The sequence below is a fragment of the Vibrio sp. B172a genome (assembly GCF_030248355.1).
Lineage (GTDB): Bacteria > Pseudomonadota > Gammaproteobacteria > Enterobacterales > Vibrionaceae > Vibrio > Vibrio owensii.
This window is the reverse complement of sequence record NZ_JAHGAC010000014.1, coordinates 171,284-198,158: the sequence shown is the minus strand read 5'-3', so window position 1 is coordinate 198,158 and position 26,875 is coordinate 171,284. Positions and strand designations below refer to the sequence as shown.

The following is a 26,875-nucleotide window of genomic DNA, read 5'->3' as shown; positions in this document are numbered from 1 at the left end:
AGCGGTTAAGCAGGATTATTATGATTAGATTTAGACAATCAAAACTGACAATGTGTATCGCGGCTGCGTTGCCGATACTTTCGTACGCGAAAGACACCAGCCAATTGGAGAAACTTGACAGTGACTCACTGGGTATTGAAGTAAAAGCTCACGAACAAACGGATAACTCACGTATCTACCTAGACCAAGGTGCGATTTGGGTAAGCCGCGACATCATGCGATTTGACCCGGTACTTGACCTGAGTATTAGCAGCGATGTTGAAGTGAAAGATGGCAAGCCATTGCAAGAAATGAGCTTCGCTATCACAACCAACTTCAGCTACTACGTTGACCATTACCAACTGGAAGTCTTCCGTGGTGGTGACCGTGGCTTGGTTGACCCTTTAGCAGTGGTAGAAGGTCAGCAATTTGCAAACGATTTCAACATTGTTTGGGATGGCACGACCGACCAAGAGTATCAATTTGAATCCAACACACAGCTGTTGTTCCGTTTAAAAGCCTTTGATAAAGACGGCAACATGGACGTGACGACGGTTGGTGTGATTGACCTTGTCGAGCCAGATTCTGAAGTCGATATCGATAAGAACGACGGTGAAGAAGAGCAAAGCCGCAAGCTCGGCAAAGCTCAGTTGATGCGTCACAACATTCCTACCTCTGCGGGTCTGGCAAGATTCATGGGTACGGGACTAAAAGGCGTCGATAAAGTCGTGATTGGTGAAGACGAGTTTGATGTGGAAGAGGGCGAGCTATACGCAGAACAATACTTGCCAGCAGATGCGTATCTGTTCCCAACTCGTGTGGTATTCGACAGCGGTGAAGAGCGCCGCTACCAACTGTACGTGCGTATCCCTGATGAGTATTGGGTACAAGCGGGCCTTGCGGATTTCTACATCGGTAAAAATAAAGTGACGGGCAACTCCGCCGCATTAGCCGTCGACGAACAATACCAAGATGACATCTATAACCAAGGGCGCTTGGCGTACTTTGGTCAGGGTAAGTTTGGCGACAAACTCAGAGTGACCACTCACTTTGATACTAAAGAGAGTGACGTTCGAGACATGTTTAAGAACCCGTTTGCCTCTGACTCCTCCAGCGTATTCGACATTCTCGAAGACGACGATGAGATGTATTACGGCAACTATGGTGACAGCTCCAACATCTACAAAGTGGTGAACACCAAAGGTAAGGTTTACCTCAACGTTGAGTACGACAAATCCAATGTGTTGTGGGGTAACTACAACACTGGCATTACTGGCACCGACAACAACGATTACAACCGTAGTTTATACGGCTTTAAAGGGGATTACCGTACTCGCTCAACCACCAAGTTTGGTGAAGATCGCCTAAATATTGTTGGCTTTGCGGCTGAATCTGATTCACTCTTCGCTCACGATGAATTCCTAGGTACTGGTGGTTCGTTGTACTTCTTGCGTCATGGTGAAGTAGTACCGGGCAGTGACAAAGTGATGGTGAAAGTTGTCGACCCAGACAGCAGCATCACTGTGCAAGAAATGCCGCTCCAATCGGGACGTGACTATGAAATCGATCCTTATCAAGGCCGTATTATTCTGACCAGACCGCTGAACAACATCATTTCGGATAACTTCGGCACTGTCATCAACGACCAACCCGCATCTGGCTATGACAACTACCTTTCGGTGGACTACGAATACGTTCCTCAAGGCAGTGACGCGCTTGACGCAATGACCGCTGGTGGTCGTGTGAAAGGTTGGGTGAACGACTACATTGGTGTGGGCGCAAACTACCAAACCGAAGAAAAAGACAACCAAGATTACGAAGCGTACGGCACGGACTTAACTTTGCGTGCATCAGAAGGTACGTACTTGAAAGCCGAATTTGGACACAGTAAAGGCCGTCAAACCGATTCCAACTATGTTTCTTTCGATGGTGGTTTAACCTTTACTCCGATTGGCAGCAACGCGGAAGATCGTGAAGGCGATATCTACCAAGTGAAAGGCGTGATGAACCTTTACGACCTAGCACCAAACGTATTCTCTGCGGTGGGTAATGACGTCAAAGCTTGGTACAAATCCAAAGACGCAGGTTACAGTTTTGCTAGCCAAGATGATGACTTAGAGCAAGAGTCTTACGGTACCGAAATTCGTTTCCAAGCCACTGACCGAGTTGCTGTGAAGACGCGCTTTACCTCGGTTGAAGAGCGTGAATCCGATGGTGATCTGCGAACCGATACTCAGCAAGTGGAATTGGAAACCCAAGTTAAAGTCACCAAACACATCAAGATCTCGGCAGCGGGTAAACAAGTTGAAGAGCTAAACAACCAAGATGAAAAAGGCAAAGGGACGTTAGCGGGTCTGCGTGCTGACTACATCTGGGACAGCGACAACAACGTGTACATAAAAGGCCAGAAAACCGTGGGCCAAACCGACGAATACGACGAGAACGACAGCGTTACGCTAGGTGGTGAAACCCGCATCCTAGAGGACTTTGTGGTTGGTGCAGAATACACCACGGGTGATCGCGGCGATGCGGCAGAAGCAAGCGTGACGTATGACGTAACCGAAGATTACAGCACGTATTTAACCTACGTAGACGACACTTACGAAGGCAAAAACAACGTGATTGTCGGTCAACGTGCAGACCTGACTACAACGGTCGATTTCTACCAAGAAAACCAATTTGTTGATGAGAACAACGGCAAAGGTCGTATTGACTCGTTTGGTTTTGGTTACGACATGAACGACGACATCGACATGGGTATCGGCTATCAAAAAGGCGAAATCGAAGACGACCAGAAGATCACCACAGAGCGCCAAGCGGTGAGTGTAAGCACTTCGATTGATGTGGATGACGTATTGTTCAAGAACAAAGTCGAATACCGTGTCGACAAGACTGATGATTCCGCCGACCCAGATAAGAAACGTGTCGAACAATGGGTGACGACTAACCGTTACACGCATCATCTAACGGAAGAGTACACCTTATTTGGTAAATTCAACTACTCACGCTCAGAAAGTAAATCGAGCGATAAAGTGTTGGCTCGTTTTATTGAATCCACTGCAGGTTTAGCATATCGCCCGATCTACAACGACCGTTTGAACGTACTCTCTCGCTACACGTATTTGGTGGACTTCGACCAACTTAACCGCGATGTGGATTACAAAGATGAAGAAAGCCACATCATCGAAATCGAAGGTATCTACTCGTTGGATGCAAACTGGGATTTAGGCGCGAAATACGCTTATAAGGACAAGCATGAAATTTTCACTCGTCAGTCAGGCGAAGACATTCCAGTCGACAGTAAAATTTCTCTCTACGGTTTGAGTGCCTCTTACCGTGTTATGAAAGACTGGGATGTGACTGGTGAGTACCACTGGAAGACGGACAGCACCTACGACGAACTAGAGCAGGGCGCATTGGTCTCGGTTAACAAACATTTGAGCGACAACTTCAAAGTCGGCGTGGGTTACAACTTCTCAGGCTTTGATAGCAACCTAGCGAATGATGACGATTACGATGCATCAGGCGTGTTCATTAACCTAGTTGGTAAGTTATAAGAGGGCGATATGAAAACGACGATTCGTTTGTTAAGCGGCATGATCGCAGGGGCAATATTGGCAGGTTGTTCGGCGGATGCGTATGTAAGCCAAGAGAACCGAGAAAAGTTTGCCGATGTCAATGTCTCCAAGTTTCTGATCAGTGAATGTTTAGCGCCGCAACGCGAAATCCATATTGCGGTTGCCGAACACTTCGACTTCGATAAATCCATCATTCGTGAAGCCGATGCGGCAAGTCTGGATGCGTTCATCCGTGATATTCAAGACTTGACCGGGCGCATCACGATTGTTGGTCACACCGATTTTAAAGGTTCTGACGAATATAACGAGAAGCTGTCTATGCGCCGTGCTGAATCGGTAGAAGCGTATCTCCAGCAACAACTCGATCCAGAGCAATACGACTGGGAAGTGAAGCACTTTGGTGAGTCGCAGCCGCTAGCGTTGGGTAAATCGGATCAAGCTCGCGCCGAAAACCGTCGTGCTTACGTGATGTTTGAAGAGGCGAAGAAGTACGAAGAGATGCCTTTCTGTGAGCCACCAAAACCAGAACGTAAGATCTACATGGCGATGACCCCCCACTTTGATTTCGATAAGTCGGAATTAAAACCGGAAGACCTTTCACAATTAGATGATTTCATCGCAAAACTGCAAGGTTTAGAAGGTAGCATTATGGTGGCTGGTCATACCGACCAAGTGGGTTCGCTCTCTTATAATGAACAATTGGCGGAGCGAAGAGCGCAAACCGTGGTGGCGTATCTCAAGACGAAACTCGATCCATCGCAGTTTGTGTGGGAAGTAAAAGCCTTTGGTGAGCTTCAACCTGTGATCAACGAGGAATCTCCAGAAGCCAATGCTTTAAACCGCCGTGCGTTTATCGTATTTAAAGAAAGCGAACTGGGGCAACCGACTGAATAATTTGGTAAGGTTGTCCTCTCGCAAGCTAGCTATCTGTTTTCTGAGCGATATTTAGCATGAAAGGTCAACCTATCTAAACCAAACAGGGAGTCGGGTAATGGAGAAAGTGCAGTTAGTCGTCGATTTTCTTCTCACTCACAAAATTTTATTTTCCGCATTAATCCTGCTGTTTATCATTGTTCTACGTCGTTTGATTCTGTCTCGAATTCGTGGCGACGATGCCTTCATTACGGAAGAACAACGCAGTTGGATGTCGAGAACCAAAAACGGCACATTTGCTCTCACTCTGATTCTATTGTTCATCTTATGGCAATCTGAAATCAGCGAGTTCGCCCTAAGCGTTACGGCGATTGCTGTGGCGATTGTGGTCGCATCTAAAGAGATTATTCTTTGTTTTACCGGTTCGATTCAACGCGCCAGTTCGCGTTCATTCCGCATTGGTGACTGGATTGAAGTCGGTAAGTTGTGTGGTGAGGTTATTGAGCACAACATGATGGCGACAGTGATTCAAGAAATCGACCTGCATCATGGGCAATACCACTTCACGGGGAAAACCGCGACGTTGCCCAACAGCATGTTCTTCACCTACCCAGTGAAGAACCTCAACTTCATGAAGCGTTACGTCTACCATGACTTTTCTGTCGTGATGAAAGACTTCGTCAATCTCTACCCACTTTTGCCGTTACTGACCGATAAGATTGACGAGCATTGCAGTTACTTTGCCGATGTTGCTCACCGTTACAATGCGATGATCGAGAAACACGCTGGTGTTGATCTGCCGGGTGCAGAGCCGCACATCCATATCTCAAGTAACATCAATGGTGAGCAAATCCTGCATATCATGATTTTCTGCCCGACTGACAAGGCAAACCATTTAGAGCATCTGATTCGTAAAGACTTTATGGAGCTTTATGAGCAACGATTTCCAATGAATACTGAGCATTAAGTTCTCACTCAATAATCATCTGGCAAATGATAACCCTCGCTTTTCACTGTGAGGGTTATTTTTATGTATCTAATTATCGTCACGACAAATAATCTTAATGGATCGAGGCGCATATAATCGCTAAATTACGCCTCGCAACCTATCCGCACAACTTACGCTTGCTGCTAAGAAATACAAATTACTACTAACTGAGACTACATAGATGGTCACGCCTAAAAAGGCACAGGTTGCAATTACGGCTGTTCGTTTAACAGCTCACTCCCCCATTTATAATAAGATGCTTCATGCAAACTGGCTTTACACTCAAATTTGCACCTGCCCAACGTTTATTGGCAGTGGTGAGTCAATGGCGAGCGAGCTCCAAGTCCTATTTAACGGATTTGGCGTCTATTGCTTTGCTGTTACTTCCACTGACTTTGTCTAATGCGTTGGCTATATTTCTCGGACACGTTTTCAGGCTTACTGGTTTGGCTGATTTGTCGCAGCTGTTATTCCACGTCTCCGACATTTTGATCAACCTCTATCCAAGTGCGTTTTGTGTCGTGGCAGGGTACTACCTTTCCCACAAAACCAATGTTTCGAGCGCTCTGTTCATCATCTACTCGCTGATCATGTTTTATTTGGTCTCGATAGAAAACAGCAGCTTGTCAGCGACTTATATGTTGCCAAACAATCCGTTGCTCGCTTTATTGAGCGCGACGATGACGTACGTGTATTGCAGCCTGTTCAAGATACGTTTGCTAGAGCCACAAGCCCTAGATTTCTCGTCCCGTTTGCTCAAGCACGTGGTGCACTTCTTCTTGTTTGTGCTGGTGGCCTTGGTCATGTCCCACTTCACCGCGATTTTTATGGCGCTGTTTGGTGGTATGGTCCGTGATTTGGGTGTCGACCCACTTACACTCACCGGCGGATTGATGTATCAAACCGTGCTTGGGTTACTTGGCTCGATTGGCATCAACGGACACAATTTGCTGTTTGCGATTAAGCAGCAGATTTTTGCTGCCACAGAGGCCAATATGATGGCTTGGCAAGCAGGGGATGCGCCACTCAACGTCATTAGCCAAGGCTTTTATGATGCATTCATGTCGATGGGCGGCTCTGGTAACTCGATTAGCTTGTTGTTGTGTGTGCTGATGTTCGCGAGAGAGCGCAACCACCTGATGCTTGCTCTGGCCGCAATGCCACTGGTGATTTTTAACATCAACGAGGTGTTGCTGTTTGGCTTGCCGATCATCTTTAACCCGATCCTGATCGTACCTTTCGTTTTGGTTCCTTTGGTAAGTTTTGTTCTCACCTATTCGTGTATCTCTTTTGGTTTAGTGCCACCAGTAGAGAACATCGTAAACTGGATGACTCCACCCATTTTCAGCGGCTACATGGCAATGGGAAATCAAATCGAAGGTTCGATTCTGCAAGCGTTGATCATTGTGTTGGGTGTTTTCATTTACCGACCATTTTACTTGGCATACGCAGGGAAGTTTTCGGCGCAGTTTCGTGCGAACACCGCCTATACCGGTATTGAGAGCTCGATATTCAAATCATTGTTGAACAACGTAAGAGACTCCAATAACTCCAGTATCAGCAAATCGACGGCACAAAAGCGTTTAACCACGATATTGCGAGAAGGTGAGTTGGTGATGTTTTATCAAAAACTTCAGTCGACTAAGAAGGTTAACGTGTTCTCTTATGAGGCGTTACTTCGTTATATCGATAAAGATGGAAATCTTTGCCCACCGACGTTTGTGAGTGACTTCCAAATGCTCAACTCAATGCCGCTGTTGGATAAGTTAGTCATTGAAAGAGTCTTGGCAGATATGCAGCAAATGACGCTGTCGAAAGATCGCCGTATTGCCATCAACATCGCAGTAGCAACGATTGAGCAAGAAGAGTTTGTGCCGCACCTACTATCGCGCTTAGCCCACTACGGCATCTCGCCAGAATGGTTGGAAATTGAAATTACCGAAGAAGCGATTCTTAGCAATAAGGTGTTTTTGATTAAAACCATGGAAGCGCTACAAGTACAAGGCATTCGTATCGCGATGGATGACTTTGGTACGGGCTATGCGTCGTTCCCGCATTTGCTGAAATACCCGTTTGATAAGATCAAGCTCGACCGTTCTCTCTTACTCGATGCCAACGATCAAAAGGGCAGAGACCTCTATGAGTTGGTCGCAAAGTTGGGCCACATTACCCATTGCGAAGTGGTCGCAGAAGGGGTGGAAACTCAACAAGAGTACGATTTTGTGAAAGGTTGTGGTGTCGATAAAGTGCAAGGTTATTTCTTTGCTCGCCCGTCACCACTGGTGGATATCCTTGGTGAGCAACAAGACAAGCCACTTTTATCGTCACAATCACAAAGTCGAGTGGAAATATAGACTTGCTGACGCTAATGTGCGCCTCCTTGCTTAAATAGCAGGCGAAATAACAAACGACGTTGACCCAAGAAACAACGCGTTTAACCAGACTAAAAGAGTACGAGGGTTCTAGCTTGTGCTCTTTTTGTTTGGATGATAACAACAAGTTGGCTATGGCTACCTTTGTTGAGTGACTATTCGCAACGTTGAACGATCAACGCTTTGTTACTCGAATGATACCGTCCTCGACGAGCATGTCGAAACTCTCCCTCATTGCGAAACAAACTAAACGGATTTAATTGCGGCGAACTTCCTGAACGGCTCTTTGAGTCGTACTTTGATGGATTTACTTAGCCAAATGAATAATCGATACATTAATCGGCTTTTTACTTTAATTTCTTCCAATTCATACATTAACGGTTTGTGTAATGTCCTTGTGATGTTATTGCCCGTGTCGCTTATTTCAGCATTTAGTACCTTGCTGAGTAACCTATCCATGATTGCTGGTTATGAGCAACTTGGCATCACGATTGGCACGGCAAGCGCGATCATTTGGAAGCTTTTCCCGATTTTACTGTTAGTGTATTTCTCGCAGTTTCTTTCTTCTTTGTTGAAAGTCTCTCGCGTGAATGTCATCACGCCATCGCTGATGGTTTACTTTATCGTGTGTAACGAATGGGGTTTGCTGCAAGAAGGCACCGTCGTTCCGAGTAACTATCCACTGGCGATCCTTGTACCAACAGTGATCGCTTGGTCTGTGCGTGTAATGCAAAACCGAAAATGGTTCATGCGCTCAGAGCTGCCAAATGTGGTGGATCAGTCATACAACCTTGTGATGGCAACCGTTGTATTGGTGGTCGGATATTCGGCTCTTGGCTACGTGCTGGGCAAGGCGGTATGCGCAGCGGATATCGCGAGTTTTCTGCTTCCAGAACTTGACTCGAACTCTTTGCTTGATGGCATTATCTATGAGTTTGTACGTAACCTGTTTTGGTCGATTGGCATCAATGGTCACATCATCTTTGCTCCTTACAAAGCAGAGTTGTATGAGACAACGCGTGTCGCGATAGAGAACCACGAAGCACTCGGCACACCGCTGCCAATTTTAACCACCAACTTCTATGACTTTTATGCGGGAATGGGTGGGGCAGGAAACACCATTTCTCTGGTGCTGTGTATGCTGTTTCTGACCAAGAATCGCAGTTACAAAGCATTGGCGGCGACGGCCTTAGTACTGAGCTTGTTCAACATCAACGAACCGATCATTTATGGCTTACCAATCATGTTCAACCCGGTCATGATTGTGCCGTTTCTGATTGCGCCTATTATCGGTCTTATCATTGCGTACATTGCCACGGTGATGGGCTTAGTTGCGCCGATAACAGAAATCATGAGTTGGATGACACCCCCATTAGCCAGTGGCTACATCGGTACAGGTTACACGTGGACGGGCGCGATATTACAGCTGATCATTATTCTGGTCGGTATCGTGATTTACTATCCGTTCTTTAAGCAGATGGACAAAATTGGCAGCTCAAACGCTTTGTTTGCGAAGTCAGTCTCTGACGATTTCTTCAACTATGAAGGGTTAGACAACGGTAAAGTCGCGGGGGCTTTCTTCCCAGAGATCACCAATAAATTTGCTGCTCAGAAACGCATTAGCGACTTGAAGAAACACGGTGAGTTCGTCCTGTTCTACCAACCGCAGGTAAACGCTCGCACTGGTGAGATTCGTTCGCTTGAGGTGTTGATTCGTCATCGCTCTGAAACGGGTGAGATCTCGCCTCCAACGTTTCTAGAAGATTTTGCCAAAGTGGGCTTGATGAGTGAACTGGACTTGTGGGTGGTAGAAACGACGCTGCGAGAAGTTGCGCCGTTAGAGAACCGTCCAAGCTTTAAGGTGTCGATCAACCTGTCTCCAGAAACGTGTTTGGTGCCAGATTTCACAGAGAAAGTGTTGATGATGATTCATCAAAGCGCACTTTCTTACTCGCAAGTTGAGTTTGAAATTACCGAAGACATGTTGATTCAAGATGAGCATCGTACCCACCGTGTGTTGAGTGAGTTACGAGAAGCGGGAGTGAAGATCGCGCTTGATGATTTTGGCTCCGGCTATTCGTCGATCGGCTACTTGTCGAAATACGATTTTGATAAGGTGAAAATCGATCGCTCTTTAGTGCTCAACCTTGATAACAAGAACGGAAGAGAGTTGTTCAGACTGACAGCTAAACTTGTGAAAATCACTGGGGCAGAAACTGTTGCGGAAGGTATCGAAACGGAGCGTGAATTAGAGTTTATGGCAGAGCAGGGGATTGATTTGATTCAGGGCTTCTACTTCTATAAACCCATGCCGTTTGATGACATTGCGAAACTTGAATACACCCAATCAGACGACAGTTCAGAGTACGATCACTTCGCGTTTTAACTCTTGAACTACAGATACAATTAAGGGAAGCCATCGTGCTTCCCTTTTCTTTTTCAGAGGCTTAAGTTTGAGCGTGAATGCTTACTTAAACTCAAACTTACCCTGCATGATTGCCCAGTGACCAGGGAAAGAGCAGAAGAACGAGTAGTCGCCCCCTGGAGTCATTTTCTCTGTGCTGAACGTGATGGATGTGCTCTCGCCGCCGCCGATCACTTTAGTGAAGGCATAAACGCGATCATCGTTAGGTTTCACGTAGTTGTTTTCAATGCCTGCTGACATGCCTTCTGTACCTACTGCTTGTAGGTTAGCCGTGTCTGCAATGACTACGTTGTGACCCATTGACTGTGCTGGCATCTTACCTGTGTGGTTCAGCGTCAGTTTTACTTCTTTACACGTTGCTGGAACACTTAAAGTTTTGGTCGAAAACTGCATCATATCGTTTGCATCGATAGATACTTCACACTCTGCGCTCGCTTGTGCGCCAAAGCTCATTCCAACTAGTGCAAAGGTTGCTGCTACTAAACGTAAAGACATATAACACTCTCCATATTTTATTTTGGGCTGACTTGGATTCAAACCGATCCAATACATCTCATTATCATCGAATATTCAATCTGAAACCGTGCTTCAATCCGGATATTGACGTTTTGTTGCAAAGTTATACTTATCGTTTTCACTGGATGATCATTCATATACCTTATTTTTCGCGCTTCAATTAAGAAGTGTGAAGACGATCTTGGTAACCGCTTTAGGCGCTTTATTTATGCCTTAATATCGCCCAAGTTTTGGTGCTTTTTTCGCTAACATGTAACTAAGTATTTCAAGTGTATTTATTCTGTAACTTATTGATTTTCAGATGCATAAAGGCGTTAAAAACACAAATTCCACTATTTGTAGAAACGGATAAATTGATTTGTTTTATCTTGCGCACACTTTCAGAAAATTGAACTAGAGTCCCAGATTTATGTTTGCTTATCGATTACGTGCGAAATGTCGTCAAATTGACGTAAAAAGACGCTTTATTTTTGGCACTTTTACACCTGTAAGTTGAGTTACATTTGGTTACATCTGTCCGCTGCGGCGCGAAAAAAGTCCCCCTCTATAATGCTGTTCCTTTTTATTGTTGTTTGTATAAGTCCTTAATTATGAGAAAGAATACGCTAGCGATCATGCCAAGTGTTTTAGCACTGGCGATCGGTATGGGGTTGCCTGCTGCACACGCAGGAGTGATCACAGACGCAACTATCGTCGGCTCAGAAAGCCAGTGGTGGAACACTTACAAAGTTATCCTAACGAACGACGGTTCAAAGCCAGTTGAACTGCGTGATGCGAAAGTGACGTTTGATTCAAACCTATCGACGTCGACACCCTCTTGGTCTGCGACTGGCATCAGCTACCCGGGAATGAAGTTCATCAGCGACGCACAAGGTAACCTGTTCAAGAACACGCTTGCGCTCGCTTTTGATAGCGGTAGCTGGGTGAAATCTCAACTTCCGGCAGGTGAACGTATTGAGCTAACGCTTGGTGTGAGCGGCGTGTTGGATCTGACACTTCTTCAAAATACTATTCGTCTGATTGCTGACGATGAAGGTGAAGTCGGCGAACCAGAAATTTCTCTTCAATTGGCATCGCCAGTGAACGGTGCTGAGTTTGAAGAAGGTCAAGCGGTTGCCATGCTAGCAAACGTAACGGCGACTAATACCAGCGTTAAAGCGGTGACTTTCTTTGTCGACAATAAACAAGTAGCTCGCGTAACACAAGCTCCATTCCAAGCAAGTTGGACTTCTGTTGGTGCAGGCGCTCACACGATCAAAGCTGTAGTGGAAGACACCTCAGGTCTTACACAGCAACAAGCGGTCAGCATTTCAGTAAAAGAGAAGCCAGTTGAGCCACCTGTGGAGCCAGAAGTGCATGAGCTGACGTTCGTCGCGCCTACACAAGGTCAAACATTGATGGTGGGTCAGGCAACGACGATCAAAGCACACGTTGATGGTGAATTAATCTCGAAACTGGAGTTCTGGGCAAATGACCGTAAGTTAGGTCAACGTAACATCGCTGCAGGTCAAACGACGTATTCTCAATCTTGGACTCCAAATGAAGTGGGCAATGCGACACTTAAAGTGGTGGTTCTCGATCAGAACAACCAAATGGTTGAACAACGCAGTATCGCTGTTGCTATAGAAGCAGCTCCAAGCTTTGTTAAGCCAGAAGTGAGCTTCTCTTCGCCTTCAAACGGTTCTAAGTTTGAAAAAGGCGAAGCGGTATCGATTTCCGTTCGTGCAACGGATGCTGATAATGATTTGTCTCGCGTTATCGTGAAAGCAAACAACAAGCAAATCTGTGACTTCAACGCAGCAACCACAAACCAGTTCTCTTGTAACTGGACGGCGTCAGAAGTTGGTGCAGTTAAGCTAGAAGCGATTGCGACGGATGCTGAGAACCTAACGGCGACAGCACGTGTAAACATCACAGTTGAAAAAGTAGAAACGCCGACACCTCCACCAACAGGTGGACTGTGTGCTGACTTTAATGTGTACCCAGACTGGACTCGTGGTGATCACGCAACAGGCGGTGACATTATGGTTCATAAAAACATTGCTTACTCAGCGGTGTACTGGACGCAATCTGTTCCTGGTAGCGATAGCTCATGGTCATTGCATCTAAACTGTGATGGTACTGAGCCGGGTACAGCGCCAGCGCTATCATTGCGTAACCCAATGGACCCAGTGCGTCTAGAAGTGGCAGGTTGGCCAAATACATTCGTAGTGGCGAGCCCATCAACTCAAGCACCAAGCACGCCAACTATTGCAGCAAGCAGCAGTGATGCTTTAACAGACCTAGAGCAACTGACACGTTCGTTTGTGTCGGCTATAGAACAAGCAGAGAACGCGGGTGCAGCGTCTATCGTGATTCAATCGGATGTTCTGGATCTAGCTACGCAAGAGAAAGGTGCATCGTTTGGTGCCGTAGCGGTTAAACAAGCACTGACGAATGCCATTGATATCACGGGTAGCCGTATTGATATCGATGCGATCAACGCACTGAGCAACGACGTGAAAGGGTGGGCACATGCTTACAACTTGATTTTCACAACCCTTGCGCCACAAGCGACATTTGGTTGGTCGTTAAGCATTGGCGAGTTTGCTTACGATACCCACTCTGGTCGTCAGTCTGTATGGGATGAAGCGTCCGTTTTCACAGCCGATCTACTTGATAGCTTCGAGCTTTACAAAGCAGATGCTGCGAACAAAGCTGACTTTGTAGTGTTTACTAAATCGAACGCAACCGCTGCGCTAACCAGCGAGCAGTGGCATTACGCACTTGAGTACGTAAAACAGGTAACAGATTACGTTGATGCGCCTGCGATGCTAGCGAACATGCCGACAGAGCAAACCGCAAACTACTTCATGGGTAACACGCAAACCGATCAGCAAATCCGTAAAGCCGCGTACAGCAACGTATTTGCATTGATGTTTGATCAAGACTCTCAAGCCCTAACCAGCAAAATTGAACTTTACCAAACGGCGAAAGTGCCACTGTACTACGTAGGTGAAGAGTTAGAGAAAGGTTCATTGACTCGCATTGAAGCGCTAAACCAAGAGTTAGCAAATGCTGAAAGCGTGATGGATAACGAAGCCTTCCTATACGAAACACCACAATCTCAGTGGGTTCCGTCAACGGTTTACAAGTGGAACGACTTCCTAGATGGCTTGAATGCAATGCACAACATTGGTGTAGCAGGCAACAAGTTCTGGTTGATGAACGATGAAGTTGATGATGCAACCAACATCAAATACGCGAAAGTCGCGATTGCTGCGTTCCTTGCGCAAAGTATGCAAGAGACCATCCGCTACAACGCGTGTGATGAAAACAACTGGTCTGAAGTGAAATACGGCGCGCCTGCGGATTACCCAATGGCAGCAAGTTGTGGTCAATTGGGCCAGAAATACGCAGATTACGGTGTAAACCCAGTTTCTGGTTTGGACCATGCGTACTCTTGTCCTCGTGATGACAAAATGGAAGTCAGCGCTCTGACTCACGCGAAATGGTATGGCGCTCCAGCTCCAGTCTTTGCAGCACCTGATGCAGTGCTTGAAGAGCGTGGTCTATTGGTGAACGGTGCAGCAGGTCGTTGGACAAACAACGGTCACTGTAACGATGTTCCGGAAAGTGTAGATACGTCTAAACAAGTATGGGAACGCGACGAGTGTAAGACTTATGTGGGTCAGAAAGCAGGTAAGTTCATTTGGGACGGCAGCAGCCAAGAAAGCGTTGAAGGCTGTGGCTGGTGGGGTCGTGGTGTTATCCAAACCACAGGTCGTCAGAACTTCGGTACGCTTAACCACTACCTAGGTCGCTCGCACGTCGATCCATCAACCATTGGTAAGACAATTGATGGCGTAACGGTAGAAGCGCCACCGGCGAACCCACTTTATGCTGAGCTAGACTTCTGTTCTAACCCAGGTCTGATTTGTAGCTCGGAAGAGAACAAAGAGATCAAGTGGATCGCAGGTCTGTTCTACTGGGTAACATCAGTTCAGGCATACAACGATGAAGGCGGTCAGTACGCTGATTGGAACTACCACAACGAACTGAAGAAGTACGTGGACAGTGGTCTGCAAGGTTCACAATTTATCGATGACGTTTCAGGCATCGTTAACCGTGGCTGTCCGGATCTGACGTGTTCGACAGGTGATGTTCACAACGTGAAAGAGCGCCGCGAAAACTTCAAATTGGTACTACAAAAGCTAGGTCTTGATCCTCGATAATTAAGACAAAGCAACATCAATGAAGCAAAGCCATCACTGAAAAGTGGTGGCTTTTTTTGTTTTTGTATCATGGCTTTCCCATGTTTGTTAGCAAGCTAATGAGTAATGTACTTTTAGTGCTAAACAATGAATCGCTTAAAAAATGATAATCGGTAAATATGCATCCAAAGCCTTGGCGTGTGTTGGTGGTTCTATTAGTGGTGTGCGGTTTAGCTCGAATTTAAATTCTACGAGTATTGGGAAAGCACTTTTATCTAGCTCTGTTTCTTTCCCCAAATGCAGCTTACCTTCCGTCTAATGAACCCACTCGCGCAGATTTAAGAGGCGATTACTTAAGTGTGAGTTCTATGCCGATACAAAAATTAAATAGTTTTAAGAAATGGGTACGTACACTTCTACCTCTAGGTTTACTTCCTATCTTAGTTGCGTGCGGTGGCGAATCTGATTCAGGAAATTCAAGCGAAATATGGCCTGAAAACCAAGTTGACCAATATGTTTCTGTTCACGCGGAAGACTTCTATAGTGTCGTTCAAAGTACTGACTCGGAAGAAGTCCGAGTTAATGTAGTCGATAAAGTTGCGCGTTCAGGAGGCGAGCGTATCTCCCTTGCCGAAGTTGAAGTTTTATCATCAGATCCAAGCTGTCAACTTGTTGATAGTGATAATGAAAGCTTCCAAATTATCTCTGATCACGCAATGGTTTGTGACTACCAATACACGGTTGGACTTGATGGATATTCAAGTGGTTACCAAATGATTGGTAAACGAAGTGGCGTGAGCCGTGTCGTGGTTGCAAACAATGCGCAACAAGCAGAATTGGTTCCATTTGGTGTTGCTGGTTATCAAGGTGAGACCTTGGAAATCAACATCGAAAATGAGCTCACAAAAGTTGGTGATAACACGTCTTTGTCTGGTTTCTCTTTGACTGATGATGTCATCTTAATGCCAACAGGCAGTTCATCAACTGTCTCTCTCGATAAAACAAATAACAAGATTTCATATACACCTGCAGCAACGTTCAAAGGCAATGAGCGTATTTTATACACGCTAGAAAATAGTAGCGGTAACGTGCTGGTTGGTTCTGCTGTGGTGACGGTTTCTGAACGCAGTTCTGTTGGTATAGACATTCCTGACAAAATTGAAATCCTCGATACCGTAGAAGTTGGCAAAACTGCAGTTATCGATATTTCACCATACGTTATTGATAAGCAGGACGACAACTTCCAATTAATCCAAGTTGTTGCGTTTGATTCAGCTGTTGCTTTGTCGGATGCCTCAGATACAGCGAACAAAACATTCACCTTCAGAGTTGAGCATGCGGGACAGTATTATGTAAATGCCATTGTCACCGATCATCGTGGTGGCTTTGATGTTGCATTGATGAAGATTGTTGCGATTAACCCAAATCAAACGGGATTATGGGGTGATTACTATTACAACAACCAGATCTACAGTGGACCTCTAACGAAAAGTGAAGCAGATAGTGGTGGTATTCGAAATGACGGCACCTATTTTGACTCAGCGCATTCAGCGAAACCTGCCGTAGCGGTATTCCGTCAAGGTAATGCGGCTCAGTATTGTGGAACGTTTGGTCGCTTACCAACGAAAGCTGAACTTCAAGCTGTATGGGCGAGTGACAAAGGGAATAGCAAAAACTGGCCACTCTCAAGAGGCTATATAACTCTAGATAGTTCAACTTATAAAGTGGTTAGCTTGTCTAGCGGACAGGAGCTTACTGATGATGGTCAAGGCTACTATGTAACCTGTGTGAGTAACGGTGCTCTTTCTATAAGAGCAATCGATGGCACTGCAGTAGCGAATGGCAGCGACAAGGCGATTGTAGAAGCAACTTTCCTTGTTAATGGGAAAGCGGCTTCAGGAATTACCGTTGATGCTTCAGTATCGGGACGAGCGAACCTAGTTAAAGACTCGCAGGTTACAGACAATAGTGGCAAAGTAAGATTTGAGGTAACCAGTACCAAAGCTGAATCAGTCAGTGTATCCGTAGATGTTGGCGGAACATTTTCAGTTTCTCAAACAGTTACTTTCATTGCAGACGTTAGTACTGCCGTTTTAAGACAGATATCGACTTCTCAAAATGATGCTTTAGCGGATGGTATCGATCAAAACCAGATAACTGCTCTAGTTGTGGATAAATACTTTAATTCCGTTCCTGGGGTGACTGTTAACTTTGCTGCTACGAATAGCTCAACAGCTAAACTAAAAAATACAACTGGTGTGACGAATGCAAGTGGTAACGCGGTCGTCAATTTTACAAACACAGTTGCTGAATCAGTAGGTATCAAAGCAACTTACAAGACGATAGGTCTCACTTCCTATGCCAGATTTGTGAACGATTACAGTTACGGTGTCTTGACGATCAAAACATTGACTGCCTCTGCGGCCGCTAATGGTAGTTCAAAAGTCTCTGTAGAGGCCGAGTTCAAGCAACATGGCAGTGCGGCAGTTGGTGTTGATATTAAAGGTGTGACAACTGGTAGCGCTAAGTTCGTAAGTAGTACCGTTGCAACTGGGAATGATGGTAAGGCGAAATTTGAGTTAACCAATACCAAAGCAGAAAGCGTTAATGTCACGCTATCCGTTGGTTCATTTTCTCGAACAGTGACGCTTTCTTTTAATGCCGATGCAAGTTCTGCGACGATTACCAAAATTGAAATCGCAAAAAATAATGCTGTGGCGAATAACTCCGCCACGAATCAGGTCAATGTAGTACTGGCAGATACAAACGGTAACTTAGTCTCTAATCAAACCATAAACTTCACAGTGTCGAATGGTAGTATCACCAGTTCAACAAAAACGAACGCAAGTGGTGTTGCTTCGGTTTATGTGAAAAACACAAAGGCTGGAACGACATCAGTAACAGCTAAATATGGTACGAGTACGAGGTCAACAAACGTTAGCTTTATAGCGAACGTAAGTACAGCGACCGTAAAATCAATATCGGTGCTCAAAGATAACGCTACTGCAAATGGCTCAGAAGCAAACCAAGTTAGGGCACTGTTAGCTGACGCGAACAACAACCCCGTAAGTAACCAGACAGTGACTTTTACTGCAACAGGAAGTGCAAAGGTATCGCAAACTACCAAGACAGATAGTAGTGGCTATGCAAGTGCAAATATTACTAACTCAAATGCTGAAACTGTCACTGTGACGGCTAAGTACGGCACAAGCTCCAAAACTACAAATGTGACTTTCAAAGGAGGGAATCTAATTACATTGAGCGGAGGAACAAGGGTTGTCGTTTATCAGTTGTATTCTTCTTCTTTATCGAGTACTTGTAACTTTAAACTTAGTGAGAATCCTAATAACTGGTATGACTGGGTTTGGGTACATACGAGCATAGTAGACACTGAGGTTGACGTTACTCTAAATCAACGCAGCTACCAAGTGAAAAATAGTCAAGGAACTGTAGATAGCTCGTGCAGGAACTATAGAAAAAACCATATGATTTATCTTTTTAACGGTGGAGTTAAAAAAACGTATAAGTTCATTAACCCAACTGGTGTATTGATTCCTGGCAATGGTTATGTTCAACCGAGTGGCAATGGGACGTTACATCCAGACTACACTGTCCAGTGTTCATCTGCTGGTACAGGCTCAGTTGATATTTTCGACCCTGATACTGGCGCTGTAGCAACATTGAAAAATATTCAATGTTTGTAGCTTAGTATTTATGCCATAAACGTTGAAAAAAGCCTGAATCTTAGATTCAGGCTTTTTTAGTTAAGTAGCATTTTTCAGATCGGTTCTTGCCGCACATCAAAGTCAATAACTGTCTTTGCAACAGCAAAGATTTTTATCCAAAGGCATCATATTGAAAGAAACTAATAGCACTCTCGCGATTATTAAACTTATGGTACTTAGAAGTTAACGCCAGATTCTATAGTGTTAATAAGAAGAACCACCTAGTGAAAAAAGATTATCTTTGTCTATCTATACTTTTAAATTAAAGTCGAAGGTGCAAATTTCATGAGCATCTAATATGTCTTGTAATATCGAGTAAAAACCAGTGTAAGAATATGTAATATCAAAAGTAGGATTATTCTTATTTAGATTTGTTTTTGTTGCTGATCTTATTTTATGTTATTGATTTTTAGGTGATTATTGTTAATTTTAATATGTGTATAAACATGTTTCTTACTGTTTCTAATCGAGTTTTTTATGTATGTTGGCATGAAAGGCGAATAATCAAATGTGATGCTAATTCCGAAAATAATGAAACCATTAATATATGAACTGTGGGGTGAGAGAGGAAATCAATTTTTCAACATTGCCACAATTAATATTTTTAACAGGATAGTAAGAGTAATAATATGAAAAAGACAATGTTATCTGTAGCGGTTCTAACTGGACTATTTGCTTTTGGCGCATCGGCTAACCCATCAGCTGGTGATATCGATACAACAAGCGCAACACTAACTTGGGAAGCAAAAGTACCAACAGTAGTAAACGGTGAGTGGATTACAATCACTGGTCAAAACGGTGGCGCTCTTGTTGATGCGGGTCTAACTATCAATCCAGACGGCAGCTTCACTTCTGAAAATGTACTAGTTGAGGTTCGTTACTACGATTCTGATACTAATGAAGTTGGCTTACCTGTTGTTGTTGGTACAGAGAGCGCAGCGAGTTCTGGCGTAGCACCAGAAAGCATCACTTACCGTGTTGACGTGCCAGCGTTTGTATCTGAGAAAGGCGTTGACCTATCAAATGTTGACGTGAGCGTATTCAAAGATGGCACTGTTGTTAAAACAAACTCAGCTTTGACATCAACAGCTTCTGACGCTTGGAAGACGGAATGGAAAATTGCTAACGCACCAGGTACTGGTATGGACAACGTGATTGCTGGTGACGTGATCACAGCAACAACCGTACTACGTGCAGATGTGGAATTTGCAGCATACACGACGCCATAAAGTGGAACGCGCGGCCTAATACTTAGGCCGCGCACATTAAGCCTATGAAGAAAGTTATCACCTTATTTCTGCTTTATCCTTCTATTGCTCTGTCTTCCAACTCTGTAACCAAGGTGTTACCGCTGTCGGCAGAGATCCAAAATGAAAAATTTTTCTCATACAGAATTAAAGAATTCAAGTTCAAAGAACCTAGCTTAAAAGTTGATGTAAATAGAGCGACAGGTGAGCTGAAAACTATTGATACCAAGCTTATCGTGACGACTGATGTTCCAAGCAGTTTTTCTGCTGGATATAAGATATCGACCAACGTTCTTGTAAGTGAATGCTTTGACCATAAAGGCAACCCAATCAAATCCAACTTTGCTGAGCACACGCTGGATGGTGAAGTATTGAGCGTAGGAAAAGAGATCAGGTTGGACGATTTCTTTACTGATAGAGACACATTATGGGTAGAGAAGGATTTTCGAATCGACTTTGATAACAACGTTCAAGTTGATGTTGAGGATGAGCGATGTAGTGGAAAAGTCACGCTCTCCATTGGATTAGATTTTTAATAAGAGACCCGTTTACTTAGCACTACGAGTGTTCATGTGCTGAGGCTTGGAGGTATTTGGTTTGTTGTTTTTCTGCATGGATTCTAAAACAAAAAATAGAAAAGAATTACAAGGAATAGGCGTTTGCTCGATTAAAACTGCAATCCTGGTTCTTAGTGCTACGTCTGCGTTTTCAGCGTATGCCAATTCAAAGTTTATTCCTCCAGGTTTTGAGCACTTTTATGAGTATCAATCAAATCAAATAGTATTTGTCCTACCAAATGAGACACGTACATCTGTTTCAGTTGTTTCCAATTTTGATGGTATTAAGACCATTGAAGAACCAGAGAAATTAAAACAAGCACTCAGAAGGTCGGGTGTCGCTAGCGATCATATTGATGCAGTTTTACAAACGATCGTAGAAGAGCAAAAAAGTGACGAGAACATTCTTTACGTTTACGATCATTCACAGAAACAAGTCTTAATTGAAGTACCTGCAAACTACCTCTCAGAAGGTATGACAGATCTAGGCTTTACTCAATTGAGTGAAGATCGTCGCGCTCTAATCTCAACTAATCGTCTTTTCACAACTCATTATCAAAGCTCAACAAGTGCGACACTCACTAATAACTCCACAATTGGTTTTGGTCGTTCACACGTTGATCTAGAAGCATCACTCTATGTTGTCGACAACAGTTCTAGTCAGTTCGATGTAGATGAATTGGCTTACACCTATGATTTAGAAGGTAGCTCGATAAAAGCGTATGAGACTCATCGCGGAAACACAGCAGAAAACTCGACCTCTATTTTCAACTTTAATAGAGAAGAAGAAACGGTAGGGATCAGTTATTTCTCGAATGACAACCTACTAGTTAAAGATATTGGTAACACTAAAAAGCTGTTTTTCGATATGAAAGCTAGAGGCACGATTGAAGTGTTGAGAGGCGGCCAAATCATTTATACGAACTCGGTGTCAAAAGGGCAACACAGCGTAAGCTACCGTGACCTTCCGCGAGGAAATTACGAGGTATCAATCGTATTGAAACCAGTTGGCTATCCAGAAGAAGTTTCAAAGAAAATCATACACAACAATAACTCCGAAACATCTCAAAGAGGCTACGATTATTCTGCCTCGGTCATGAAATCAAGCAATACGTTCAACCGAGGTGACTATGAGGAAACTTATCTCGATTTAGCGGCAACCTATTCGTTGTTAAGTGACCGATTGTTAATTGGTAGTAATACTCAATTTACCAATCAAGAGGCTTCGTTTGGCGTAGGCGCAAACTATACAGACTCAGATTTAGCAGTGGCTGGTTATATCAATAAGTTTCAGGGCGGCTACCTGTTCAATACAAACTTTCGGGTCGCTGATGTTAACTTTGATTATGAAATGTTAGATGCGAATAAAGCGCCTTCAGAATCATCTCAGTTGGGGAGCATCCGATACGGAAGCAATGACTATACACAAGCGACAGTTTCTTATTCGTCTCGAATTTATGAGGGGACGCTTAGTTTTTATGCTAATAGATACCGAGAGACATATGAGGACTCTGGTTTAGAGGTAAGCAATTTAAATTTATCGACAAATTACAATAAGAACATTTTTAATAATGTGTACGTCGATTTAGGTTATAGCTATCAAAAAGACTTTAACAACTCTAGATTAAACGAGCATATATTCTCACTTAACGTTAACTTCGATCTAAATGATAGTTTTTCATATATCTCTGGTGTTGATTATTCGACACGAAGTAAAACACGATTTAGTAATACTTTACAATATTCTGCGCCTCAAGTTGAAGCGGGTGGAGTGATGTTGTCCGGAGGCGCGGATTTATCTCAGTATGTTGATGGTAATGACTCACAATCTGTCTACGGTGTAAGTGCAAATATCCACAATGATAAATTTAGTGCAAATTTATATGCGAATGGCACCACTGAGGATTATCAGAATTTTACCGCTAACATTGAATCAACAACCATCGTTACATCTGATGATATATACGCATCTAGAGAGCGAGCGCAATCCTATCTAGTCATAAAAAACGCGAAAACGAGTACCCAAGATCAGAATGATCTGGGGCTAGTTAAGATTCGAAGAAACGGGCAAAACAACCTACGAGAAACGATTCAGGGTAAATATACCTTGATTGAGTTGGAAGAATACAATGAGTATGGATTCAACTTGGATACTGAACTAAGTGGCTATAAACACAAACAAATAGAAAATAGTGACATGTTTAGTTACCCAGGAACACTGAAAGAAATCACCACCGAGTTTGAAGAAGTGGTCTCCGTTTTGACTTACTTTGAAGATTTCAATAGTCGCCCAATTAATAATGTAGAGTGCAAAGGATGTTCGTCTATCGCGAAAGTTGGAGATGGTGTCTATAACATTTCAGTGCAAAGGGGTGAAAAGTTTCTGTTAACGGCAAATGAACAGATTTGTGCGTTACGTGAAGGGTACCTAGATAGTACTTATGGTAAGAGTAATTGTTTCCCGCAAATAGAAGAAGACGAATTAGGTTTGCAAATTGTTGTAAATGGCTTGGGTGATAAAGGTGAACACATTTATTACCTAGGTGCTTTTGATGACAATAGTATTATTGAAAAGTATAAAAAATTAATGTCGGATATGGAGGTAATACAAATATCCTTTAATGGGAACCGTCATTATTTTGCTAAGTTATACGCGAAACCTACATTATCAATAGCAAAAAATAAACAAGTTATTCTTGAATTACAAAACTACGCGTTATCAACATCTGATTCCAATAAATTTACTAAAAATAGGTAGTAGTCATGAGAACATTATTATTATTAATTACTTCATTAACGAGTTTCTTTACCCATGCTGTAGCAGTAAGCAGTCTGTTTGAGGTGGCGAACGATGAACATTATGCTGACTTTTCTATTACGAATAATGATGGTAAGGATATGTTCATTAACTTAGAAATTGCAAAAGTCGCTTATGTTAATGGAGAGAAAATCGTCACTAAGGTAAACAAAGATAATTTGTCAACTTGGACGTTTTCAGTTTCACCAAGCCAGATCATATTAAAAGATGGTGAAACCAGAACGGTTAGGATGCGAAATGATTGCGCGAAGCAAACATGTGATTTTGATGAAGATCAGGTTTATGCGGTTGATGTAAACCCTTATCCCTATGTCGGTGAAGGTGAAGACTCTGCGGTTTCCGTTGCTTTTGGATACAGAATTTATTTCATGGACCCTGCGTCTGAAGTGAAACTAAATTACGAAATTAAGCGCGTAAATAACAAAGAGTTTAGATTCTCCAACAAAAGTAACACCATGTTAAATGCTGTAATTAATACCTGTGAAAAGGGTTTCTCTAGTAACTGTATTTACCAATACAAGTTATTAGCAGGATCTGAAAAGGTGTTTAAATTGCCTGAAAGCTATGTCGGGAAGAACAATATTAATATCACGGTGATAAATGCAAATGAAAGTATCAATGAACAAGTATCTATGTAGCCTATCACTTGCTGTTTTAGCTGCTGGATTAAACTCAGAAACAGCATATGCATCCAATAACATTACGGCAAAAGTTGTTGGGAGTGAGGTTACTTGGATGAATGCAAATGTTGTTGGCGGAGAAGTGGTGCAACAGATTTGGCAACCAAGTAGCTCATTCAATTTATTGCCTGTTTATAGCTGGAGTCCAAGTTTTCAGAAGAGTCCAACTTCGACGATCACTTTTAGTTCGACTACTGGTGTACAAGTATCCACGTCTTTTCAGCACTCGGGGATTCAATTTAGCACCGCAAGCCCTTTTACCGTCGCAAAAAACTCGAATGCTGATACGTGCAGTTATGAGAGCTCGGCAGGAAGCCAATACATTCTTCGAGATAATAACACTTGTCGTGCAAGTTATGATCTGAACGCGACTAGAAAGTATAAGCCATTTGATTTTTATAGAAGTGCTTACAAGCTGGATAATCTCGTTGATGCATTTAAAGCTGCCAACGCTCCTACAGGTATTTATTATGCAACGGTGAGCTTACCTGTTACTTATTACATGAAGTACGGAACAGCGACAACTTACCAAACTTACAATGACACGACGGTATTTACCATTGACTATAAACCGTCGTTCATCTCAGCTGTTGACGTAACAGGTGATGGTATTTTTTCTCTTTCGTATGATACGGCTAATCACAGTGTTGAGGGGACTACAACTTATGAAGTTAGTATCTCTGGGCATATAGAGCCAGGGATAAAGATGCAGTTTTTCTCTTCTGGGACTGCGGATAAGTTTGAGTTAGAACACTCTACGTCAAATGATGTTATTCCTTATAGCTTAGTTTGTTCGAAGTGTGAAAAGAGTAATATTGTCGAAGCTGGAGAGCTGAAGCAGGCAACCTCTAAGATTCCTTTTGTTGGAAAAACGCTAGATTTTGATTTGGCCTTTTCTTTTAAAGAGCTTTATTTTGGTGATGTAAATGAAGGAGATTACAGGGATGCAGTTACCGTCCGGTTTGAATTGGATTTATAGCTTGTGTGCACTTATCGCATTTTTTCATCAACCTGCACTTGGAAATGAAAAATCGGCGAGTATTGGTATTTCTACGGGTTATTACAATATCAAAGAAGATCAAAGCACAGACAAAAACAACAACTATTACAGTTACTTCTTAGATTATACGCTAGGAGATTATTTGCTTAAGGGACAAATGCATCATTCATCTAATAGCTACTTTCAACGATACTTTGGCTTGGAAGCCGGATATCTGTATGAGTTTGATGATGTGTATTCGATCTATCCAATAATCGGAATGGATTTTATTGATAGTGGGGTAGATAGCAAGTTAGGGCTTGGCTTTTCAGCTTCAGTATCAAACTACTTTGATTTTTTTATTGAGAGTAAATTCAGTCGTGCCAATCCTTATGGTGATTATTTTGTTGAAGCCGGATTAAAGTTTAAACTTTCTGAATTTGACAGAGGTGTTTCGGAAAGTGAATATGTTGAGGAATATTCTTCGCCAGAAGACATTGTGCTACCAAACAATGACTTACCATTGAACAACGAAATACATGATGTTGCCCAATATAAAGAATGTGTTGATCCTTATGTCATCGTCTCTGGTGATACATTATCTAAAATTGCACGGAACTGTAAGGTATACCTTAGAGAGCTCATACACTGGAATCCAAAGTTTAAAAAGAACCCAGATTTAATCTTTCCAAATCAGGTGGTTGTCTTCAAGTAGTGCATATTTGTTGGCTCTATTTTATCAAATTGTTATTGCTTGATAGTAAAATGCAAAAAAAGAGCAATTAAATTTTAAGTTTAAAAGATATAGTAGGGGCATTCCTGTAGTCGACGTTTTATTTTCTTACGTTGATTGTAGGAATGTTCCTTTTGTTACATTTTTCTCTGCCTTTTCTGGTATTCACTCTTTTGCTTATTGATAATCATGGTTTTCGATATGTCATGAACTCTGAAGGGCATTTTAATGTTAAAGTTTCACGAATTCTTAAAAGAAGTGGTTTTTAAAAAAATTCCTAGGAAGGAGTTGATGATTAAACTTCACTTAGAATATGACGAATTCCAAGGATTGGATAATATTACGATGAGTCGTTGGACAAACGGTGTAACGAAACCATCATCTTGCCGTCAATTACTTATTGCCAATGCGGCTAGTTGTTTAAATGTTTTTTTAAATCAATGTTCAGCACCGAAAGTTCCGGTTTCTTTAGAGTCGCAATATCGAAAATTTCTAAACCAATTTAATAGTTATTATCATGCTATTATTCTCAATCCAGAGCGTGATTCGAGGGTATGTCACTTCAAAGGTAGCAATTACGAAGCCCGTGAAATATATGGTGATTATACCTCTAAAATTAATTTAGTATCTGCTAAAACAAATAGTTTTGATGACTATAATAAAAGATATAATGTTGACGTTTTTTATAAAGGAAATGTAGAAAGTAAGATTCCAGAATCATATATGTACTTCCATCAAGAAGTTGGCGCTCTGTTTGATATTTTGGGTTTGTCCATTGATCGTTACACAAGTAATCCCAATAAAGACACTTTATTTTTTGGGCTATCTTTCTTCAAGAATTCGGATGATTATGAGCTTTTGTTTGGTTTGGTTCTCAACTATATTATTCGCCACCATTTTAACGTAAAAAATGCTTTTTTTACTGCGAGAGGTAGGGAAGATATGTCTTTGTATGAGACATTGGGGGCTGAGCAGATAAAATTGATTGATTGTTCCAAGGATTACGGCAACGTTTATCTTTATCATATTGATTTGCAGAAAATTCTTAGTCATCCAATCTTCCTAGGGTTGATAATTAAATATCACCCTATTTACGAAAAAGAGTATGAGCAAATGCGAAGGCATGGTGTGGATGCTAATGTATTTTTTAATGATACATATGATGCGATTGCTGTTTGATTTGAATTCACATAAATGTATACGTTTTCAAAC

At 42.8% G+C, this 26,875-nt stretch carries 15 protein-coding genes; 14 read left to right on the top strand and 1 reads right to left on the bottom strand.

Annotation, left to right across the window (positions count from 1 at the left end; translation table 11 throughout):
• Positions 1-20: 20 nt before the first annotated feature.
• From KIT90_RS15670 to KIT90_RS15650, 5 genes are all read left to right on the top strand, one after another.
• On the top strand, positions 21-3,536 hold the full coding sequence (locus tag KIT90_RS15670) for a hypothetical protein (protein WP_285377429.1): 3,516 nt from the start codon (positions 21-23) through the stop codon (positions 3,534-3,536).
• Between the two features lie 9 nt (positions 3,537-3,545).
• Positions 3,546-4,451 carry an OmpA family protein gene (locus KIT90_RS15665; protein ID WP_199438034.1) on the top strand — a complete coding sequence of 302 codons (906 nt, stop codon included), beginning with the start codon at positions 3,546-3,548 and terminating at the stop codon, positions 4,449-4,451.
• A gap of 97 nt (positions 4,452-4,548) precedes the next feature.
• Positions 4,549-5,397, top strand: coding sequence for a mechanosensitive ion channel family protein (locus KIT90_RS15660; RefSeq protein ID WP_285377427.1), 849 nt, complete (start codon positions 4,549-4,551; stop codon positions 5,395-5,397).
• Positions 5,398-5,681: 284 nt separating this feature from the next.
• Positions 5,682-7,772: an EAL domain-containing protein gene (locus tag KIT90_RS15655; RefSeq protein ID WP_285377426.1), complete on the top strand. Its 2,091-nt coding sequence runs from the start codon at positions 5,682-5,684 to the stop codon at positions 7,770-7,772.
• Positions 7,773-8,109: 337 nt separating this feature from the next.
• Complete coding sequence (locus KIT90_RS15650) at positions 8,110-10,176, top strand: EAL domain-containing protein (RefSeq protein ID WP_285377424.1); 2,067 nt, start codon at positions 8,110-8,112, stop codon at positions 10,174-10,176.
• A gap of 81 nt (positions 10,177-10,257) precedes the next feature.
• Here the strand turns inward: KIT90_RS15650 and azu are convergent, their stop codons facing one another.
• Positions 10,258-10,710, bottom strand: coding sequence for an azurin (gene azu, locus KIT90_RS15645; protein ID WP_285377422.1), 453 nt, complete (start codon positions 10,708-10,710; stop codon positions 10,258-10,260).
• Between the two features lie 611 nt (positions 10,711-11,321).
• Between azu and KIT90_RS15640 the strand changes: the two genes are divergently transcribed.
• From KIT90_RS15640 to KIT90_RS15600, 9 genes are all read left to right on the top strand, one after another.
• The gene (locus tag KIT90_RS15640) at positions 11,322-14,945 is read left to right on the top strand and encodes an Ig-like domain-containing protein (RefSeq protein ID WP_285377421.1); all 3,624 of its coding nucleotides are present in this window, start codon (positions 11,322-11,324) and stop codon (positions 14,943-14,945) included.
• 347 nt (positions 14,946-15,292) lie between these two features.
• Positions 15,293-18,628: an Ig-like domain-containing protein gene (locus KIT90_RS15635; protein WP_285377419.1), complete on the top strand. Its 3,336-nt coding sequence runs from the start codon at positions 15,293-15,295 to the stop codon at positions 18,626-18,628.
• A gap of 650 nt (positions 18,629-19,278) precedes the next feature.
• The gene (locus KIT90_RS15630; RefSeq protein WP_038893452.1) at positions 19,279-19,878 is read left to right on the top strand and encodes a hypothetical protein; all 600 of its coding nucleotides are present in this window, start codon (positions 19,279-19,281) and stop codon (positions 19,876-19,878) included.
• 44 nt (positions 19,879-19,922) lie between these two features.
• Positions 19,923-20,432 (top strand): hypothetical protein, encoded by a 510-nt coding sequence (locus tag KIT90_RS15625; RefSeq protein ID WP_285377418.1) that lies wholly within the window; start codon positions 19,923-19,925, stop codon positions 20,430-20,432.
• Between the two features lie 76 nt (positions 20,433-20,508).
• Positions 20,509-23,211 carry a TcfC E-set like domain-containing protein gene (locus KIT90_RS15620; protein ID WP_285377416.1) on the top strand — a complete coding sequence of 901 codons (2,703 nt, stop codon included), beginning with the start codon at positions 20,509-20,511 and terminating at the stop codon, positions 23,209-23,211.
• Between the two features lie 5 nt (positions 23,212-23,216).
• Positions 23,217-23,909, top strand: a complete 693-nt coding sequence (locus KIT90_RS15615; protein WP_285377414.1) for a pilus assembly protein — start codon at positions 23,217-23,219, stop codon at positions 23,907-23,909.
• Positions 23,890-24,930 carry a hypothetical protein gene (locus KIT90_RS15610; RefSeq protein WP_045417303.1) on the top strand — a complete coding sequence of 347 codons (1,041 nt, stop codon included), beginning with the start codon at positions 23,890-23,892 and terminating at the stop codon, positions 24,928-24,930. Before KIT90_RS15615 ends, KIT90_RS15610 begins: the two co-directional genes overlap by 20 nt.
• On the top strand, positions 24,878-25,645 hold the full coding sequence (locus tag KIT90_RS15605) for a LysM peptidoglycan-binding domain-containing protein (protein ID WP_285377412.1): 768 nt from the start codon (positions 24,878-24,880) through the stop codon (positions 25,643-25,645). Before KIT90_RS15610 ends, KIT90_RS15605 begins: the two co-directional genes overlap by 53 nt.
• A gap of 246 nt (positions 25,646-25,891) precedes the next feature.
• A complete protein-coding gene (locus tag KIT90_RS15600; protein ID WP_285377410.1) occupies positions 25,892-26,842 on the top strand; it encodes a hypothetical protein in 951 nt (316 codons plus the stop codon).
• Positions 26,843-26,875 lie beyond the last annotated feature (33 nt).

What these genes read in the sequence shown, in the direction of transcription:
- KIT90_RS15600 (WP_285377410.1), top strand. Translation starts at nt 25,892, where the DNA reads ATGTTAAAGTTTCACGAATTCTTAAAAGAAGTGGTTTTTAAAAAAATT.
- KIT90_RS15615 (WP_285377414.1), top strand. Translation starts at nt 23,217, where the DNA reads ATGAGAACATTATTATTATTAATTACTTCATTAACGAGTTTCTTTACC.
- azu (WP_285377422.1), bottom strand. Translation starts at nt 10,710, where the DNA reads ATGTCTTTACGTTTAGTAGCAGCAACCTTTGCACTAGTTGGAATGAGC.
- KIT90_RS15620 (WP_285377416.1), top strand. Translation starts at nt 20,509, where the DNA reads ATGGATTCTAAAACAAAAAATAGAAAAGAATTACAAGGAATAGGCGTT.
- KIT90_RS15650 (WP_285377424.1), top strand. Translation starts at nt 8,110, where the DNA reads ATGAATAATCGATACATTAATCGGCTTTTTACTTTAATTTCTTCCAAT.
- KIT90_RS15635 (WP_285377419.1), top strand. Translation starts at nt 15,293, where the DNA reads ATGCCGATACAAAAATTAAATAGTTTTAAGAAATGGGTACGTACACTT.
- KIT90_RS15655 (WP_285377426.1), top strand. Translation starts at nt 5,682, where the DNA reads ATGCAAACTGGCTTTACACTCAAATTTGCACCTGCCCAACGTTTATTG.
- KIT90_RS15670 (WP_285377429.1), top strand. Translation starts at nt 21, where the DNA reads ATGATTAGATTTAGACAATCAAAACTGACAATGTGTATCGCGGCTGCG.
- KIT90_RS15660 (WP_285377427.1), top strand. Translation starts at nt 4,549, where the DNA reads ATGGAGAAAGTGCAGTTAGTCGTCGATTTTCTTCTCACTCACAAAATT.
- KIT90_RS15630 (WP_038893452.1), top strand. Translation starts at nt 19,279, where the DNA reads ATGAAAAAGACAATGTTATCTGTAGCGGTTCTAACTGGACTATTTGCT.
- KIT90_RS15640 (WP_285377421.1), top strand. Translation starts at nt 11,322, where the DNA reads ATGAGAAAGAATACGCTAGCGATCATGCCAAGTGTTTTAGCACTGGCG.
- KIT90_RS15605 (WP_285377412.1), top strand. Translation starts at nt 24,878, where the DNA reads ATGAAGGAGATTACAGGGATGCAGTTACCGTCCGGTTTGAATTGGATT.
- KIT90_RS15665 (WP_199438034.1), top strand. Translation starts at nt 3,546, where the DNA reads ATGAAAACGACGATTCGTTTGTTAAGCGGCATGATCGCAGGGGCAATA.
- KIT90_RS15610 (WP_045417303.1), top strand. Translation starts at nt 23,890, where the DNA reads ATGAACAAGTATCTATGTAGCCTATCACTTGCTGTTTTAGCTGCTGGA.
- KIT90_RS15625 (WP_285377418.1), top strand. Translation starts at nt 19,923, where the DNA reads ATGAAGAAAGTTATCACCTTATTTCTGCTTTATCCTTCTATTGCTCTG.